A 15,268-nucleotide genomic window follows, 5' to 3' on the forward strand; every position below is an offset into this window, starting at 1 on the left:
GGAGGGCTCCGCGCGGTCCTGAGCGAGGGGGCGGGACCGCCTCTCGCCGCGCTGGCGGTCCTCGCGGCGTGGGCCGCGGTGTCGCTCTTCCTGACCTCGCGAACCTTCCGCTGGGAATGACGTCTAGTGGCCCGTCCCCTGGCGGCCGGCCTCTTTCCTGAGCCCGTCTCGCATCGCGGACGTCACTGAGAACAGGGCTCCCCGACCAGTAAGGTGCCATTAACTAATTTGCACCTGGCACAAGGAGTGTCGTGACCGCCGAAGCCCTGCCCGGGCCCGCCGAACCCCGCAGACCGGGAGCGCTGCTGAGGGCCGCCTCCGACGCCATCCCGCCATCCGGGCTGGTGCTGCTGGCCATCCTGTCGGTGCAGGTGGGCGCGGGTTTCGCCAAAGACCTGTTCTCCCAGCTGCCGCCGAGCGCGGTGGTGTTCCTGCGGATCGCGACGGGTGCGCTGATCATGGGAGTGATCGCCAGGCCCAGGCTGAGGGGACTGACCCGGACGGACCTCGCGGCGGGCGCGGCCTTCGGCCTGACGCTCGGCGTGATGAACCTGTCGTTCTACGAGGCGCTGGCCCGGCTGCCCATGGGCATCGCGGTGGCGATCGAGTTCCTCGGGCCGCTCGGTGTCGCGGTGGCGGCCTCGCGCCGCCGCCTCGACCTGCTCTGGGTCGTGCTCGCCGCCTCCGGCGTGGTGCTGCTGGCCCCGTGGGGCACCTCGGCCTCCAGGATCAGCTGGGCCGGAATCGCCTTCGCCCTGGTCGCGGCGGCCTGCTGGGCCGGCTACATCCTGCTGGCGGCCTCGGTCGGCCGGCGCTTCCCCGGGGCCACCGGCCTCTCCCTGGCGATGATCGTCTCCTTCGTGCTGATCGCCCCCTTCGGGATCGCCTCTGGCGGCGCCGACCTGCTCCGCCCCGAGCTGCTGCTGATCGGTGTCGGGGTGGGCCTGCTGTCGTCGGTCATCCCCTACTCGATAGAGCTGGAGGCGCTGCGCAGGATGCCCAAGCGGGTCTTCGGCATCCTGATGAGCCTGGAGCCCGCGGCGGCCGCGCTGGTCGGCCTGCTGCTACTGGGCGAGGTGCTCCAGGTACGCGAGTGGGCCGCCATCGGCTGCGTGGTCATCGCCAGCGTCGGCGCCACCCGCGGCTCGCGCTGACCCGCGCCGCTATTCGGGGCGGCTGGCCCAGATGCCGCGTACGTGCCGGATGTGCTCGCGCATCAGCCGCTCGGCACCGCTCACGTCTCCCGCCGAGAGCAGGTCGAGCAGCGTGAGATGCTCGCGGGCGGAGTCGACCAGGCCCCCCTTTTGGTGCAGGGCGGACAGGCCGTACAGACGGGCCCGGTTGCGCAGGTCGCGGACCACCTCCACGAGGTGGGAGTTGCCCGCCAGAGCGAGCAGGTCCAGGTGGAAGCGGATGTCGGCGTCGACGTAGTCGAGCAGGTCGCCGCGCTCGGCCGCGTCGACGATCGCCCTGGCCTGCGGGCGGAGCGCCTCGAAACTCGGCGCGTCCCCGGCGCCGGCCGGTCTGCCGGCCAGTCGTGACACCGTGGGCACCTCGATCAGCCTGCGGAGCTCGGTCAGCTCGTCCAGGTCGCGCTCGGACAGCTCGGTGACCCGGAAGCCCTTGTTGCGCACCGCCTCCACCAGGCCCTCCTTGGCCAGGTCGAGCATCGCCTCGCGCACCGGGGTCGCCGAGACGCCGAACTGGGCGGCGAGGGCCGGGGCGGAGTAGACCATTCCGGGTCTCATCTCACCGGTGATCAGTGCCGCCCTGAGCGCGTGTGCCACCTGCTCCCGCAGGCTCTGCCGCTCACGCACAGCCGGCAGGTCGGGCCGGCCGTCCGCCCTAGGAGCCATCCCCAAACCTCTCGTGTCGCTCGTGTCCACACCTGGTGGGCCGAGCCCGTTACCTTCACATCCTCCCAGGCCGTGCGCGTACTCCCGAACACCCGGTGCCCTCATCAGGAAGGCATGGCACCAGCGGCGGACCCGCCTTCCTCGGCCCCGCCGAGGTAGGCCTCGACCACCCGGGGGTCCCGGCGGAGCTCGGCGGCGGGCCCGTCGAGGACGCGCTCGCCGTTCTCGATCACGTAACCACGGTGGGCGATCCCGAGGGCGGCGACCGCGTTCTGCTCGACGAGCAGCACCGAGGTGCCCTCGGCGTTGATGCCCGCGATGAGTTTCATGACCGAGGCGACGACCAGCGGCGCCAGGCCCATGGACGGCTCGTCCAGCAGCAGCAGCCGTGGCCCGGTGACCAGCGCCCTGCCGATGGCGAGCATCTGCTGCTCGCCGCCCGACAGCGTGCCCCCCTGCTGGGCGCGCCGCTCGGCCAGACGGGGCAGCAGCTCGTACACGTGCTCGATCCGCCTGCGGATCTCCGCCTGGTCGCGGACCAGGTAGCCGCCCAGCTGGAGATTCTCATGGACGCTGAGCGTGCTGAAGATCCGGCGGCCCTCGGGGACGTGCACCAGGCCGCGGGCGGTGATCCTGTGCGGCTTCCGGCCGGTGATCTCGTGGCCGTCGAAGAGCACCCTGCCGCCGCTGGGGCGCAGCAGCCCCGAGACCGCGGCCAGCGTGGTGGTCTTGCCCGCGCCGTTGTTGCCCAGCAGGGCGACGATCTCACCCTCGGCGACGCCGAGGGACAGGCCGCGCAGGGCGTGCACGCCGCCGTAGTGGACGTCCAGCCCGTCGATGTCAAGCATGCGCGTCGCTCCCGGCCGAGTCCGCTTTCCCCGGGTCACCCTGTTTCCCCGGGTCACCCTGTCCCGCGATCTCCTCCTCCAGCACTGTCTCCCCCGGTGCGGTCTCCTCCAGGACGGCGGGATCGCCGCCGAGATATGCCTCGATGACCGCCGGGTCGCGCCGGACGTCCTCGGGGCGGCCGTCGGCGATCTCCCTGCCGAAGTTGAGCACGACCACGCGCTCGGAGACCTCCATGACCAGCCCCATGTCGTGCTCGATGAGCACGATGGCCACGCCGAGTGCCTGGATGCGCCGGATCAGGTCGAGCATCTCGGCCTTCTCGCCGTGGTTGAGCCCGGCCGCGGGCTCGTCGAGCAGCAGCAGGTCGGGCCGGCGGGCCAGCGCGCGGGCGATCTCGGTGCGGCGTTGCTCGCCGTAGGGCAGGGCTCTGGCCTGCCCGTACCGGTCGCCGCGCAGGCCGACGAAGTCCAGCCAGTGGTGTGCCTGCTCGGTGCACTCGCGCTCGGAGCGCCGGTAGCGCGGGGTGTGCAGCAGGGCGTCCAGGACGCTCTGGCGCAACCACAGGTGCGATCCGGCCCGCACGTTGTCCAGGACCGACAGCTCGCCGAACAGGCGCAGGTTCTGGAAGGTCCGCGCGACGCCCAGGCCCGCGATGGCCGAGGGCCGCAGTCCGGACAGGTCCCTTCCGCGCAGGGTGATCCGGCCGGAGGCGGGCCGGTAGAAGCCGGTAACGCAGTTGAAGGCCGACGTCTTGCCCGCCCCGTTGGGCCCGATCACGGAGACGATCTCCGCCTCGCCCACCGAGAACGACAGGCCGTCGATGGCCACCAGCCCGCCGAAGGACAGGCGCAGGTCGGCCACGCTCAGCAGGCTCAAGGGACCTCCTTGGAACGGGCCGGCCAGAGCCCCTGGGGGCGCAGCAGCATGAAGGCGATGAGCAGGACGCCGAAGAGGAGGAACCGGTAGTCGGCGAGGTCGCGCAGGATCTCCGGCAGGATGCTGATCACGACGGCCCCGACGACGACGCCGGGCGTCGAGCCCATGCCGCCGAGGACCACGGCCATCAGCACCAGCGCCGACGACAGGAAGGTGAAGCTGCCCGGCGAGATGGCCGACAGGTGCGCGGCGAACAGCACCCCGGCCAGGCCGCCCCAGACCGCCCCGGCCACGTAGGCGGCGAGCTTGACCCGGTAGGTGTGCACGCCCATCGCCTCGGCCGCGTCCTCGTCCTCGCGGACGAAGCGCCAGGCCCGGCCCAGGCGGGAACGACCCAGCCTGGCCGCGCCCAGGACGGCCAGCGAGACGACGACCACGGTGAGGTAGTAGAAGGCCACCGGGCCTTCGACCAGGTGCGGGATGCCGTAGATGCCCGAGGGGCCGCCGGTGACGTCCAGGTTGTTGGCGGTGATCCGGATGATCTCCCCGAAGCCGAGCGTCACGATGGCGAGGTAGTCACTGCGCAGCCGCAGCGTCGGCGCGCCGATGACGATCCCGGCGACGACCGTGACCACGATCACGGCGGGCACCGTGGCGAGCAGCGGCAACTCCAGGCGGGTGGCCAGCACCCCGCTGGTGTAGGCGCCGACCGCGAAGAAGGCGACGTAGCCCAGGTCGAGCAGGCCGCAGTAGCCGACCACGATGTTCAGCCCGGCGGCGAGCATCACCGCGATGGCCGCGCTGGTCATGACCGACAGCGCGTACGGCGTGGCGTCGACGAAGGGGGCCAGCAGCGCGACCAGCAGCCCCGCGAGCCCGGCCCAGCGGTTCTGCAGCAGCTTCGAGGCCCTGCTGGGCGGTGAGTCCGTACCGAGACGGCGGACCCTGGTCGCGCTCACACCCGCTCCGTCACACGCTCGCCGAGCAGGCCGGTGGGCCGTACCGTCAGGAACAGGATCAGCACCCCGAAGGCGAACACGTCCCGCCACTCGCCGCCCAGCCAGAACGTGCCGAACGACTCCAGCAGCCCGAGGAGCAGGCCGCCGAGCATGGTGCCGGGAATGTTGCCGATGCCGCCGATGACCGCCGCCGTGAACGCCTTGAGGCCGATCAGGAAGCCCATCATGAAGTCGATCTTCCCGTAGTAGGCCCCCGCCATCACGCCCGCGGCCCCCGCCAGGGCCGAGCCGACGAAGAAGGCGCGGGAGATCACCGCGTTGACGTCGATGCCCATCAGCGCGCTGGTGCGCGGATCCAGCGCGATGGCCCGCATGGCCCTGCCCTCGCGGGTCCGGGTGACCAGCAGGTTGAGCCCGGCCATCAGCAGCACCGCCACACCGATCAGGACGAGTTGCTGCGGGGTGATCCTGGCGCCGAGGACCTCGAACGAGGTGCCGCCCAGCCGCACCGGGTAGACCCGGGGGTCGGCCCCGGCCACCGCGCGCATCCCGTACTCCAGGGCGAAGGAGGCGCCCACGGCGGTGATCAGCAGGGACAGCCGCGGGGCGCGGCGTAGCGGACGGTAGGCGATCCGCTCCAACGCCACCCCCGCCAGGCCGGTGACGACCATGGTCGCCAGGAGCACCGCGAGCAGCAGCGGCAGGGCCATGGCGGAGGACACGCCGCCGACCGCGCCGAGGATGGCGAAGCCGGCGAACGCACCGAGCATGTACAGGTCGCCGTGGGCGAAGTTGAGCAGCTTGATGATCCCGTAGACCATGCTGTAACCCAGCGCCACCAGGGCGTAGAACGAGCCGACGAACAGCCCGTTCCAGATGAGCTGCGTCACTTCAGGGAGTCCTGCAGGGCGAATTTGTCGCTCTTGACGACGAGGATCTGGAAGCCTCCGTTGGCCAGGGTATGTTCGGGGGTGAACTTCAGCGGCCCGGAGAACATCGGGAAGCCGTCGATCGCCTCAAGCGCCGCGATGACCTTGGTTCCGTCGGTGCCGCCCGCCTTGGTGACCGCCTCCGCGGCCAGCCGGACCGCGTCGTAGGCCTGGTTGGAGTACGGGCCCGGCTCGGCACCGTACTTCTTCCGGTAGGCGTCGATCCAGCCCTCGGCGCCCTCCAGGGTGTCGGGGGTCTGGGTCATCGTGGCGTAGAGGCCCTCGGCGGCCTCGGCTCCGGCGATCTCGACCAGCTTGGGAGAGACCGAGCCGTCGCCGACCATGATGGAGCCCTTGTACCCGGCCTGCCGGAGCTGGCGCGCGATCAGGCCGCCCTCCTGGAAGTAACCGGTCCAGTAGACGAAGTCGGGCTTCTTGGCCAGCACGTTGGTGATGTTGGCGCTGTAGTCGCTCTCCTTCGGGGTGACCGCCTCGGTGATCGCGGCCTCGGCTCCGCCGGGGGCCTCCAGCAGGGTCTGGGTGCGCAGCGCGATGTCCTTGGAGTAGCTGGTGTTGTCGTGCATCAGCGCGACGCTCTTGGAACCCTGCTTGGTGATCCACTTCTCCGCGGCCGCGGCCTGCTGGGAGCCGGTGCCGTTGATCAGGAAGACGTGTTCGAGCTTCTGGTCGACCAGCTCCTGGGAGTTGGCCGCTGGAATGATCATGGGAATGCCGGCCTTGCCGAAGATCGGCAGGGTGGGGAGCGTCGCACCCGAGCAGTAGCCGCCCACGGAGACGTCGACTCCCTCGGTGACCAGCTTGTTGGCGCCGGCGGCGGCCGACTGGGCGTCACAGGCGTCGTCGGCGGTCTTCAGTTCCAGCCGGCGGCCGAGCACACCGCCCTTGGCGTTGATCTCGTCGATCGCGAGCTGCGCCGCGTTGCTCATGTAGGGACCGATGGCGGCCTCGCTGCCCGACTGCGGGATCAGCATGCCGAGGACGATCGGCCCGTCCTTCCCGGCCGCGGTCTGCCCGGCGCCGTCACCACCGCCGAGCAGTCCCTGGCCACACCCGGTGACCAGGAGGCCGAGAACGGCCAGCGACGTGAAGGATTTCAGGGGGATGGCACGCATGTGCTGCTCCTCACATCTGGCGATGTGTGACATTGCACGCGTACTTCGAAGGACGCGTCAAGGCCCGAAACAAGACCGTTAGCGTTAGGACATCGCTTCTTCCGCAAGCTGCGACCCACCGGGGCACGGATCGCCGCCGGACCCGGGGACGGCGACGTCTCCGCTGTTCAGGCCGGGTGCGGCCGACCGTAGGCCGACCGCGGGCCGACCGGCCGGAGAGCGGCGGGTCAGGCCCGGTCAACCCGGATGTCAGCAGGTCGGCGGGGTGGCGGGTCAGATGAGGAACCCGGCGGGGAACGGGTCGCGAGGGTCGAGGAAGTACTGGGCGGTGCCGGTGACCCACGCCCGCCCGGTGATGGCGGGGACCACCGCGGGCAGGCCCGCCACCTCCGTCTCCCCGACGAGCCGCCCGACGAACCGGGTGCCGATGAACGACTCGTTCACGAAATCGGTGTCCATCCGGAGCTCGCCCCTGGCGTGCAGCTGGGCCATCCTGGCACTGGTGCCGGTGCCGCAGGGCGAGCGGTCGAACCAGCCGGGATGGATCGCCATCGCGTGCCGGGAGTGCCTGGCGTCGGAGCCCGGCGCCGTGAACTGCACGTGATGGCAGCCCCTGATACCGGGGGCCAGCGGATGCACCGGCTCGTCCTGCTCGTTGATCGCCCCCATGACGGCCAGCCCCGCGTCGAGGATCCGCTGGCCGTGCGAGCGCTCGAACGGCAGGCCCACGGACTCGATCGGCAGGATCGCGTAGTAGTTACCGCCGTAGGCGAGGTCGTAGGCGACCTCGCCGATGCCGGGCACCTTGACGACACGGTCCAGCCCCGCGCTGAAGGAGGGCACGTTGGTGACGGTCACCTCGGTGGCGGCCCCGTCCTCGACCCTGACCTCGGCGACGACCAGCCCCGCCGGGGTGTCCAGCCTGATGGTGGTGACCGGCTCGGTGACCTCCACCATCCCGGTCTCGACGAGGACCGTGGCGACGCCGATGGTGCCGTGCCCGCACATGGGCAGGCAGCCCGACACCTCGATGTAGAGCACGCCGTAGTCGGCGTCGGGCCGGGTGGGCGGCTGCAGGATGGCCCCGCTCATCGCCGAGTGGCCGCGGGGCTCGTACATGAGCAGGGTCCGCAGGTGGTCCATCTCGGCCAGGAAGTGCTCGCGCCGCTCGGCCATGGTCGCGCCGGGGATCACCCCCACTCCCCCGGTGATCACCCGGGTGGGCATGCCCTCGGTGTGGGAGTCCACCGCGTGGAAGACCCTCTTCGTCCTCATCGACTCTCCTCGCGAGAAAGGGAAAACGGGACCGGCCTACCGCAGGCCCTCGGCCAGGGCCTTCTCGGTGGCCGCGCGGACCGCGGCCTCCTGCTCGCCGGGGAGCCCGAGCCTGGGCGGGCGGCACGGGCCGCCGTGGCGACCGGCCAGGTCCATGGAGAGCTTGATGGCCTGTACGAACACCGGTTTGGAGTCCCAGCGGAGCAGCGGGTGCAGCGCGCGGTAGAGCGGCAGCGCGGTGGCCGTGTCCCCTGCGGCGGCCGCCCGGTAGAGGGCGACCGTCGAGGCGGGCAGCGCGTTGGGGAAACCGGCCACCCAGCCGACCGCTCCGGCGGTGACCAGTTCGAGCAGCACGTCGTCGGCTCCGGCCAGCACGTCCAGCCCCGGGGCCAGCTCGGCGATCTCGTAGATCCGGCGGACGTCGCCGCTGAACTCCTTGACGCCCGCGATCAGGCCCTCGGAGTGCAGGGCGGCCAGCAGGCGTGGGGTGAGGTCGACCCGGGTGTCGAAGGGGTTGTTGTAGGCCACCACCGGCAGACCGGCCCTGGCCACCTCGCGGTAGTGCTCCAGCACCGTCCTGTCGTCGGCGCGGTAGGCGTTCGGCGGGAGCAGCATCACCGCGCGGCACCCGGCCTCACCGGCCTGCTCGGCCCAGCGGCGGGCCTCCAGGGCGCCGTAGGCCGCGACGCCCGGCATGACGCGGTCGCCGCCGACGGCCGCGACCGCGGTCTCCACCACCGAGGCCCGCTCCCGGGAGCTCAGCGTCTGGTACTCCCCCAGCGACCCGTTCGGCACCACACCGTCACAGCCGGAGGCGACCAGCCACCGGCAGTGCTCGGCGTAGCCGTCCAGATCGACCGAGAGGTCCGTGCGCAGGGGCAGCGCGGTGGCCACCGTCACGCCGTGCCAGGGTTTCACCCGGATCGCCATGCTTCATCCTTTCGAGGGGGTACGGAGCCGGAGGGCTTCGGCCCCTCCGGGGAGGTCGGGGTCCGCGCGGCGAGGTCGCCGAGCCTGACGGGCTGGGCGATCGGGCGCCGGGGCGGCGCCGGATCCTCACCGACGAGGCAGGCGACCGCGTGGCCGCACATCCGGCCCTGGCACCACCCCATCCCCGGGCGCGCCAGCAGCTTGACCGAGCGCGCGTCGACGGCGCCCATCGCCTGGGCCTCGCGTATCGCCGACAGGGGCACCTCCTCGCAGCGGCACACCAGCGTGTCGTCGCGGAGCCAGTCCTGCCAGCCAGGCCGTAGCGGGTAGGCGCCCTGCAGCGCTCGCGCGAAGGCGGCGAGCCGGTCCCTGCGCCGGGACAGGGCGGGGTCGGGCGGCGTGGGGCGGCCCAGGTCGGCGGCCGCGGCCCGGCCTGCGATCCGGCCCTCCACCTCGGCGAGCGCGGCCCCGCCGACACCGGTGGCCTCCCCCGCCGCGTAGACGCCGGGCACGCTGGTGCGCATGCCCGCGTCCACCGCGACGACCGGGCCGCCGTCGGGGTCGCGGCGGGTGGCGCAGTCCAGTTGGAGGGGCAGGTCGAGCTGGGGGACGAAACCGTAGCCGCAGGCGAGGGTGTCGCACTCGACGGTTCTCGTCGAGAGCGGCCGCCAGGCGGGGTCCAGGCTCGCCACGGTGACGTGGGTCAGCGCGGTCTCACCGTGCGCGGCGATCACCGCCTCACGGCCGCGGTAGGGCACCCGGTGGCGGGCCAGGCGCGCCACGTACCCGAGGGCCTCCGCCGCCCGACCGGCGGCGAGCAGCGGATGCCTGGCGAGCCCGAACCTGCGGTTGGCCTCGTGCACGCCGAGCACCCGGGCCCCCGCGTCCGCCAGGCCCGCGGCGACCGGAAGCAGGAAGGGCCCGGTGCCCGCGACCACGACCCTGCGGCCCGCGAGGACCAGATCACCCTTGAGCAGTGCCTGCGCGCCGCCCGCGGTGAGCACGCCCGGCAGGTCCCAGCCGGGGAACGGCAGCGGCCTGTCGTGGGCGCCGGTGGCGACCAGCAGCCCGCGCGCGGTCACCGTACGGGACCGTTCCTCGCGGTCTCCCTCCAGGCAGCGCACGGTGATCACCCCGTCCGCGCGCTCGACGGCCCAGACCCGCGCGCTCAGCAGCACCTCGGCGCGCTCGCGGAGCGCCTCCCACTGGCGGGTGAACCGGTCGAGGCCGTGGTGCAGCGCGCCGGGCCTGGCTGCGTGGAACCCCTCGGCGGGGTGCCGGAAGTACTGGCCGCCCGGTCGCCCGGACCCGTCGACCAGCACGACGTCCAGCCCGGCCAGGGCGGCGGTGAGCGCGCCCGCGACCCCGGCGGGACCCGCGCCGACGACGGCCAGGTCGTGGATCCGTGTCATCGGCCGCTCACCGCTCCCCTCCGGAGCCGGGAACGTCCCGCGCCGGAGCGTCTCCGGTGGTGACCAGGTCTCCCGGGCGGGCCTCGGTCAGGCAGGCCCGCAGGGAGGGGACCCCGTTCACCGTGACCAGGCAGTCGAAGCAGACCCCGATGCCGCAGAACAACCCTCGTGGGCGCCCGCCGAACCTGGTGGTGCGCCACGATCGGATGCCCGCACCGTGCATGGCGGCGCCGACACTCTGGCCGGGGACCACCGCGACGGGAGCGCCGTCCACACTGATCTCGAACTCCGGCTCGGGCCGTGCCCGCACCAGGCGGTACGGCCCGCTCATCGGACACCTGGCGTCATGGCGCCTCCTGCGGGAAACGGTCCGGTCTGAAGGGGGCGAGGTCCAGGCCGGGGTCGAGGCCGGCCAGCAGCCGGGCGATCAGGTGGCCGGTGGCCGGGGCCAGGCCGATGCCCGCGCCCTCGTGGCCGCAGGCGTGGTAGAGCCCCGGGACCCGGGGATCCTCGCCGATCACCGGCAGGTGGTCGGGGCAGTAGGGACGGAAACCGCAGTAGGCCCGGATCACCCGGTACGCCGCCAGGGCGGGGAACAGCTCGACGGCCTGGCGGGCGAGACGTTCGAGCACCGGAACGGAGATCGTGCGGTCGAAGCCGACCCGCTCGCGGCTGGCGCCGATGAGCACCGGCCCCGACGGGGTGCTCTCCACGACGGCGGACGTCTCCAGCCCCTCCGAGTCGCTGGCCACCGCGGTGACGTAGCCGGCGGTGTAGACCTTGTGCCTGATGAGCGGCCCGGCGAGCGGCTCGGTGACCAGGATGAAACCGCGCCTGGGCAGGATGGGCACGCGCACCCCGGCCAGCGCGGCGATCTCGCCGCCCCAGGTGCCCGCGGCGTTGACGACGGCTCCGGCGAGGATGTCGCCGCAGGAGGTGGTGACACCGGTGACCCGGCCGCCGTCGCGAAGGAAGCCGGTCACCGTGACCCCGGTGCGCAGCATCAGGGTGCCGTGCCCGAACCGTTCCGCGCCCCGCCGGATGAGCCTGGCCGCCGCCAGCATCGGCTGCACCTGGGCGTCGTGCGGGTAGAACACGCCACCGGCGAACCCTTTCGCCAGGTGGGGCTCGTAGTCGCCGAGCTCCCCGGCGGCGACGGCGACGCACTCGACGCCCTGCTCGCCCGCCAGGCCGGTGAGCGCCTCAAGCACCTCGTCCGTCTCGGCGACCACCAGGCCGCCCTTGGCCTCGAACTCGAACCCGCCGTCGGGCCCGCTGTCGGGCCCGCTGTCGGGCCCGTCGGCGGCCAGGTCACGCCAGAGCCGGTTGGAGAGCAGCGCCAGGTCGAGTTCGGGGCCCGGTCCCTTGTCGGAGACCAGCACGTTGCCCTCGCCCGCGCCCGTCGTACCGCCCGCCACCGCCCCCCGGTCGACGACCACCACGTCCAGTCCCGTGCGGGCGGCGTAGTAGGCGCAGGCGGCGCCGACGACCCCGGCGCCGACGACCACGACGTCCGGCATGACTCACCTCGCTCCCGGGCTCGTCAGTAATATGTCACATACCTTTTTATGGATCAATGCATCGGACCGGACGTCCCGGGCCGGCAACCGGCTCAGCCCACCCCTACCCGTGGACCCGTGCGGCACGCCGTCCGAGGTGAGATGTCCCACACCGGCAGCCGGCGGCGGTCCCCTGCCCGAGACGCCGGGGAGACGCGAAACGACCGGGGCGAATGCCTCCGCACCGGCCCCGGCGCCAGGGGTCCGCGGCGGGACCGCCCCCCTCGCCGCCTAGCATGTGAGCCGTGAAGCACCTCCTTGACCAGACCCGTCTGCAGACCGCGAAACTGACGCCGATCGTGGGACCGCCGACCTTCCGCACCCTGCGCCGCTGGGCGCTGGCGTCGGTGGCGGTCAACGTCGGGATCACGGTGACGGGTGCCGCGGTGCGGGTCACCGGCTCAGGCCTGGGCTGTCCCACCTGGCCCAGGTGTACGCCGGACAGCTTCATCCCGGTGGCCCACGACGACATCTCGCCGATCAACATGGCGATCGAGTTCGGCAACCGGCTGCTGACCTTCCTGGTGCTGGCCGTCGGCCTGGCCTGCCTGCTCGCCGCCCTGCGGCTGCTGCCCCGCCGCCCCGATCTGGTCAGGCTGGCCTGGCTGCAGCCGATCGGCGTGGCCGTGCAGGGACTCTGGGGCGGCCTGGTCGTGCGCAGCGCGCTCAACCCGGTCACCGTGAGCGTGCACTTCCTGGTCTCCATCGGCATGATCGCCGCGGCGTACGCGCTGTACGCCCGGGCCGGCGAGGGCGCGGGCCCGCCACGCCTCCTGGTCAACCGGCACATCCGCACACTCGGTTTCGCGCTCGTCGCCGCCGTGTTCGTCCTGCTCGTCGTGGGCGTGGTGGTGACCGGCACCGGGCCGCACTCCGGGGACGCGATGGCCTCCCGGTTCGACTTCGACATCGAGACCGTGGCGAGGATCCACGCCGACGTCGCCTACGTGGTGGTCGGCCTCACCTTCGCGCTGGCGTTCGCACTGCACATCACCGACGCGCCCGGGCACGCCCGGCGGGCCGCCTGGACGCTGCTCGGCGTGGAAGCGGCCCAGGGCGGAATCGGATACGTCCAGTACTTCCTGGGCGTGCCCGCGGCCCTGGTCAACCTCCACGTGCTCGGCTCGGCCCTGGTCTGGGTCTGCGCGCTGCGGGTGGTGTTCACGATGCGCTCGTGCGGCCCGGCGGGCGCGACGGCCGCCGGGAACGTGGGCGAACTCGACCGGGTCCCGGCCTGACCGCCGGCCCCGCTCCCGCCGGGAAAGCCCGCGACGGCCGCGTTCGACTCGGCCGGCACCTGACCGCGACAATGGCCGGATGCCGCTGTCGCGAAGGTTCTTCCGGCTCTCCTACCAGGGCGCGGTGCTGCTGAGCGTCCTGGCCGTCGCACCGCTGACCTGGGTCTGGCTGGCCAGCTCCGGACACCGGGTGGTCGCGGACTCCTCACCCGGCTGGATGGCCGGGGTTCCCGAGGCGCCGGTGGCGCTGGTGCTGGGGGCGGCCGCCTTCGGGGGCACCCCTTCCCCGATGCTGGCCAGACGGCTGGACATCTCCGCCGAGCTGTACCGGGCCGGCAAGGTCAGGGCGATCCTGCTGTCGGGCGACAACGGGCGGATCGAGTACGACGAGCCGACCGTGATGCGCGACTACCTGCTCGCCCGTGGGATACCGGCCAGGGCGCTCGTCCTCGACTACGCCGGTTTCGACACCTGGGACTCGTGCGTGCGCGCCCGCGCCGTGTTCGGCGCCACCCGCCTCACCGTGGTCACCCAGCTCTTCCATTTGCCCAGGGCCGTCACCCTGTGCCGTACGGCGGGTCTGGAGACCTTCGGCGTGGGCGACGACTCCTCCCGGCGGTGGGCCTCCACCTACGCCTACGCGGCCCGCGAGTTCGCCGCCGCCGCCAAGGGCCTCCTCGACGCCGTGGTCCTCGACTCCGCTCCCGTCTTCCCCGGGCCGCGCGAGACCTCCCTGGAGGCCGCGCTTCAGTCGGGGTGAGCGCCGCGCCCGGGGGACGGACGCCACTGGGCGGCCCCGGGGTGCCCCGGGGTTCCGGGGGCACCGCCCCACGGATACGGCGAGCCGCCAGGCGGCCGGGCCCCGGGCCCGTACCCCGGCGGGACGTTGCCGCCGCCGGGGGGCGGCGGTGGCGGCGGCTGCGGGGGGAACTGGGCGCGGGAGGCGGCCATGCACTCCAGCAGCGCCCGCTGCTCCTCGTTGAACGTACGCTCGTCGATCACGTGCCCCCTGGCCCGCTCGTGGAGCAGGCCCAGCTCGGTGGCCGCGAGCTGGTAGTCGCTCATCGCCCGCAGGCCCGTCCTGCCGCCGTTGTCCCTGGCCCACTGCCTGGCGTGGCGGCGCCCCGGCAGGGAAGAGAGCATCGCGACGTCGTACGAGGAGACCAGTCCCGTCGCCCAGTAGGCGGGCAGGTAGGTCTGGATGAGCCCGATGATCCGCTTGCGGTCGCGGAAGATGATCCAGATCAGCACGAACAGCACGATCATCAGCAGCAGGTAGGCGATGGCCAGGCCGGCGAAGCCGACGTAGGAGGCGAAGCCATTCCAGATGCCGTGCAGCAGCATCGCGCCGATCCACCCGGCGGCGATGACGAAGATCCGGCCGGGCCCCCGGCGCTGCGCCGCGTAGGCCACCGCGACACCGATCATGGAGGTGAACAGCGGGTGGGCGAACGGCGAGAGGACGCCGCGCAGCACGACGGTCACCGCCAGGCCCTGCGCGCCCATGTCGTCGAGCGCGGCCACGTAGTAGCTGACGTTCTCGCTCATGGCGAAGCCGAGGCCGACCATGCTGGCGTAGATGATGCCGTCGGTCGGCCCGTCGAGCTCCGCGCGCCTGAACCTGAGCAGGCCCAGCAGCACCAGGCCCTTCATCGTCTCCTCGACCACCGGGGCGCCGAACGTGGCGGCGATGTTGCGCGCGTAGTCGTAGCCGAGCCCGGCGGCGTTCTCGATGTAGACCAGGCCGAGGGAGTTGACGACCCCGGCGACCAGGACCGCCACGCCCGCCCCCCAGGCGAACGCGAAGATCAGGTTGCCTCGCGGCTCGGGCTCGATCCGGTCGAGCGCCAGCACCGCGGCCAGCAGCACGGGAACGGGCGCCAGCGCGAGGATCAGGGCGATGAAGAAGTAGACGGGGTCGCCGTTCAGCACGTCGAAGGAGAGCGACACCAGGCCGCACAGTCCCGTCAGGACGAGTCCGGTGATCAGCGCGAGCGACGGGCGGTCCCTGAGCACCCACCGGGGGTCACGGCTGGCCATGAGGTAACCGTAACCGTTGACTTCCACCCCACGAATCAAACCGGCATATCCCAGCACGAAGATCCACGGCCGGCGCCTGACGGCCGGCGCTCCACCCCCCGGATACGGAGACCAGGCCGAACGCTGGAACGATCCCGGGGCCGGAGCGGTGATCCGGCTCCCGAGGTTTTCCGACGACCATGAGCTGCCCTCCCCACGACCAGGCCCGACCC

15 protein-coding genes are annotated in these 15,268 nt (G+C 72.5%); 3 read left to right on the forward strand and 12 right to left on the reverse strand.

What is annotated here, in order from left to right; all coding sequences use genetic code 11:
- Positions 1-251 precede the first annotated feature (251 nt).
- Positions 252-1,154: an EamA family transporter gene (locus AB0J58_RS38055; protein WP_364225001.1), complete on the forward strand. Its 903-nt coding sequence runs from the start codon at positions 252-254 to the stop codon at positions 1,152-1,154.
- A gap of 9 nt (positions 1,155-1,163) precedes the next feature.
- Here the strand turns inward: AB0J58_RS38055 and AB0J58_RS38060 are convergent, their stop codons facing one another.
- From AB0J58_RS38060 to AB0J58_RS38110, 11 genes are all read right to left on the reverse strand, one after another.
- Positions 1,164-1,856: a GntR family transcriptional regulator gene (locus AB0J58_RS38060; protein ID WP_364225003.1), complete on the reverse strand. Its 693-nt coding sequence runs from the start codon at positions 1,854-1,856 to the stop codon at positions 1,164-1,166.
- A gap of 104 nt (positions 1,857-1,960) precedes the next feature.
- Positions 1,961-2,704, reverse strand: a complete 744-nt coding sequence (locus AB0J58_RS38065) for an ABC transporter ATP-binding protein (RefSeq protein WP_364225005.1) — start codon at positions 2,702-2,704, stop codon at positions 1,961-1,963.
- On the reverse strand, positions 2,697-3,581 hold the full coding sequence (locus tag AB0J58_RS38070) for an ABC transporter ATP-binding protein (RefSeq protein WP_364225007.1): 885 nt from the start codon (positions 3,579-3,581) through the stop codon (positions 2,697-2,699). The genes AB0J58_RS38065 and AB0J58_RS38070 overlap by 8 nt, the downstream gene beginning before the upstream one ends.
- On the reverse strand, positions 3,578-4,540 hold the full coding sequence (locus tag AB0J58_RS38075) for a branched-chain amino acid ABC transporter permease (RefSeq protein WP_364225009.1): 963 nt from the start codon (positions 4,538-4,540) through the stop codon (positions 3,578-3,580). The genes AB0J58_RS38070 and AB0J58_RS38075 overlap by 4 nt, the downstream gene beginning before the upstream one ends.
- Positions 4,537-5,430, reverse strand: coding sequence for a branched-chain amino acid ABC transporter permease (locus AB0J58_RS38080; RefSeq protein ID WP_364225011.1), 894 nt, complete (start codon positions 5,428-5,430; stop codon positions 4,537-4,539). The genes AB0J58_RS38075 and AB0J58_RS38080 overlap by 4 nt, the downstream gene beginning before the upstream one ends.
- Entirely contained in the window at positions 5,427-6,602 is a 1,176-nt protein-coding gene (locus AB0J58_RS38085) for a branched-chain amino acid ABC transporter substrate-binding protein (protein WP_364225013.1), read from the reverse strand. The genes AB0J58_RS38080 and AB0J58_RS38085 overlap by 4 nt, the downstream gene beginning before the upstream one ends.
- A gap of 273 nt (positions 6,603-6,875) precedes the next feature.
- Positions 6,876-7,877, reverse strand: a complete 1,002-nt coding sequence (locus AB0J58_RS38090) for a proline racemase family protein (RefSeq protein WP_343981626.1) — start codon at positions 7,875-7,877, stop codon at positions 6,876-6,878.
- Between the two features lie 36 nt (positions 7,878-7,913).
- Positions 7,914-8,807: a dihydrodipicolinate synthase family protein gene (locus tag AB0J58_RS38095; protein ID WP_364225015.1), complete on the reverse strand. Its 894-nt coding sequence runs from the start codon at positions 8,805-8,807 to the stop codon at positions 7,914-7,916.
- Complete coding sequence (locus tag AB0J58_RS38100) at positions 8,792-10,219, reverse strand: FAD/NAD(P)-binding oxidoreductase (protein WP_364225017.1); 1,428 nt, start codon at positions 10,217-10,219, stop codon at positions 8,792-8,794. The genes AB0J58_RS38095 and AB0J58_RS38100 overlap by 16 nt, the downstream gene beginning before the upstream one ends.
- Positions 10,220-10,226: 7 nt before the next feature.
- A complete protein-coding gene (locus tag AB0J58_RS38105) occupies positions 10,227-10,550 on the reverse strand; it encodes a (2Fe-2S)-binding protein (protein WP_364151371.1) in 324 nt (107 codons plus the stop codon).
- Positions 10,551-10,563: 13 nt separating this feature from the next.
- Positions 10,564-11,739, reverse strand: coding sequence for an FAD-binding oxidoreductase (locus AB0J58_RS38110; protein WP_364225019.1), 1,176 nt, complete (start codon positions 11,737-11,739; stop codon positions 10,564-10,566).
- Between the two features lie 284 nt (positions 11,740-12,023).
- Between AB0J58_RS38110 and AB0J58_RS38115 the strand changes: the two genes are divergently transcribed.
- Together AB0J58_RS38115 and AB0J58_RS38120 are read left to right on the forward strand one after the other, a co-directional pair.
- Positions 12,024-13,016 carry a COX15/CtaA family protein gene (locus tag AB0J58_RS38115; RefSeq protein WP_364225021.1) on the forward strand — a complete coding sequence of 331 codons (993 nt, stop codon included), beginning with the start codon at positions 12,024-12,026 and terminating at the stop codon, positions 13,014-13,016.
- 79 nt (positions 13,017-13,095) lie between these two features.
- A complete protein-coding gene (locus AB0J58_RS38120) occupies positions 13,096-13,776 on the forward strand; it encodes an ElyC/SanA/YdcF family protein (RefSeq protein WP_364225023.1) in 681 nt (226 codons plus the stop codon).
- Here the strand turns inward: AB0J58_RS38120 and AB0J58_RS38125 are convergent.
- On the reverse strand, positions 13,764-15,056 hold the full coding sequence (locus tag AB0J58_RS38125) for a PrsW family intramembrane metalloprotease (RefSeq protein ID WP_364225025.1): 1,293 nt from the start codon (positions 15,054-15,056) through the stop codon (positions 13,764-13,766). The genes AB0J58_RS38120 and AB0J58_RS38125 overlap by 13 nt on opposite strands.
- Positions 15,057-15,268 lie beyond the last annotated feature (212 nt).

It is taken from the genome of Streptosporangium sp. NPDC049644 (assembly GCF_040675205.1).
GTDB classification, from domain to species: Bacteria; Actinomycetota; Actinomycetes; order Streptosporangiales; family Streptosporangiaceae; genus Streptosporangium; species Streptosporangium fukuiense.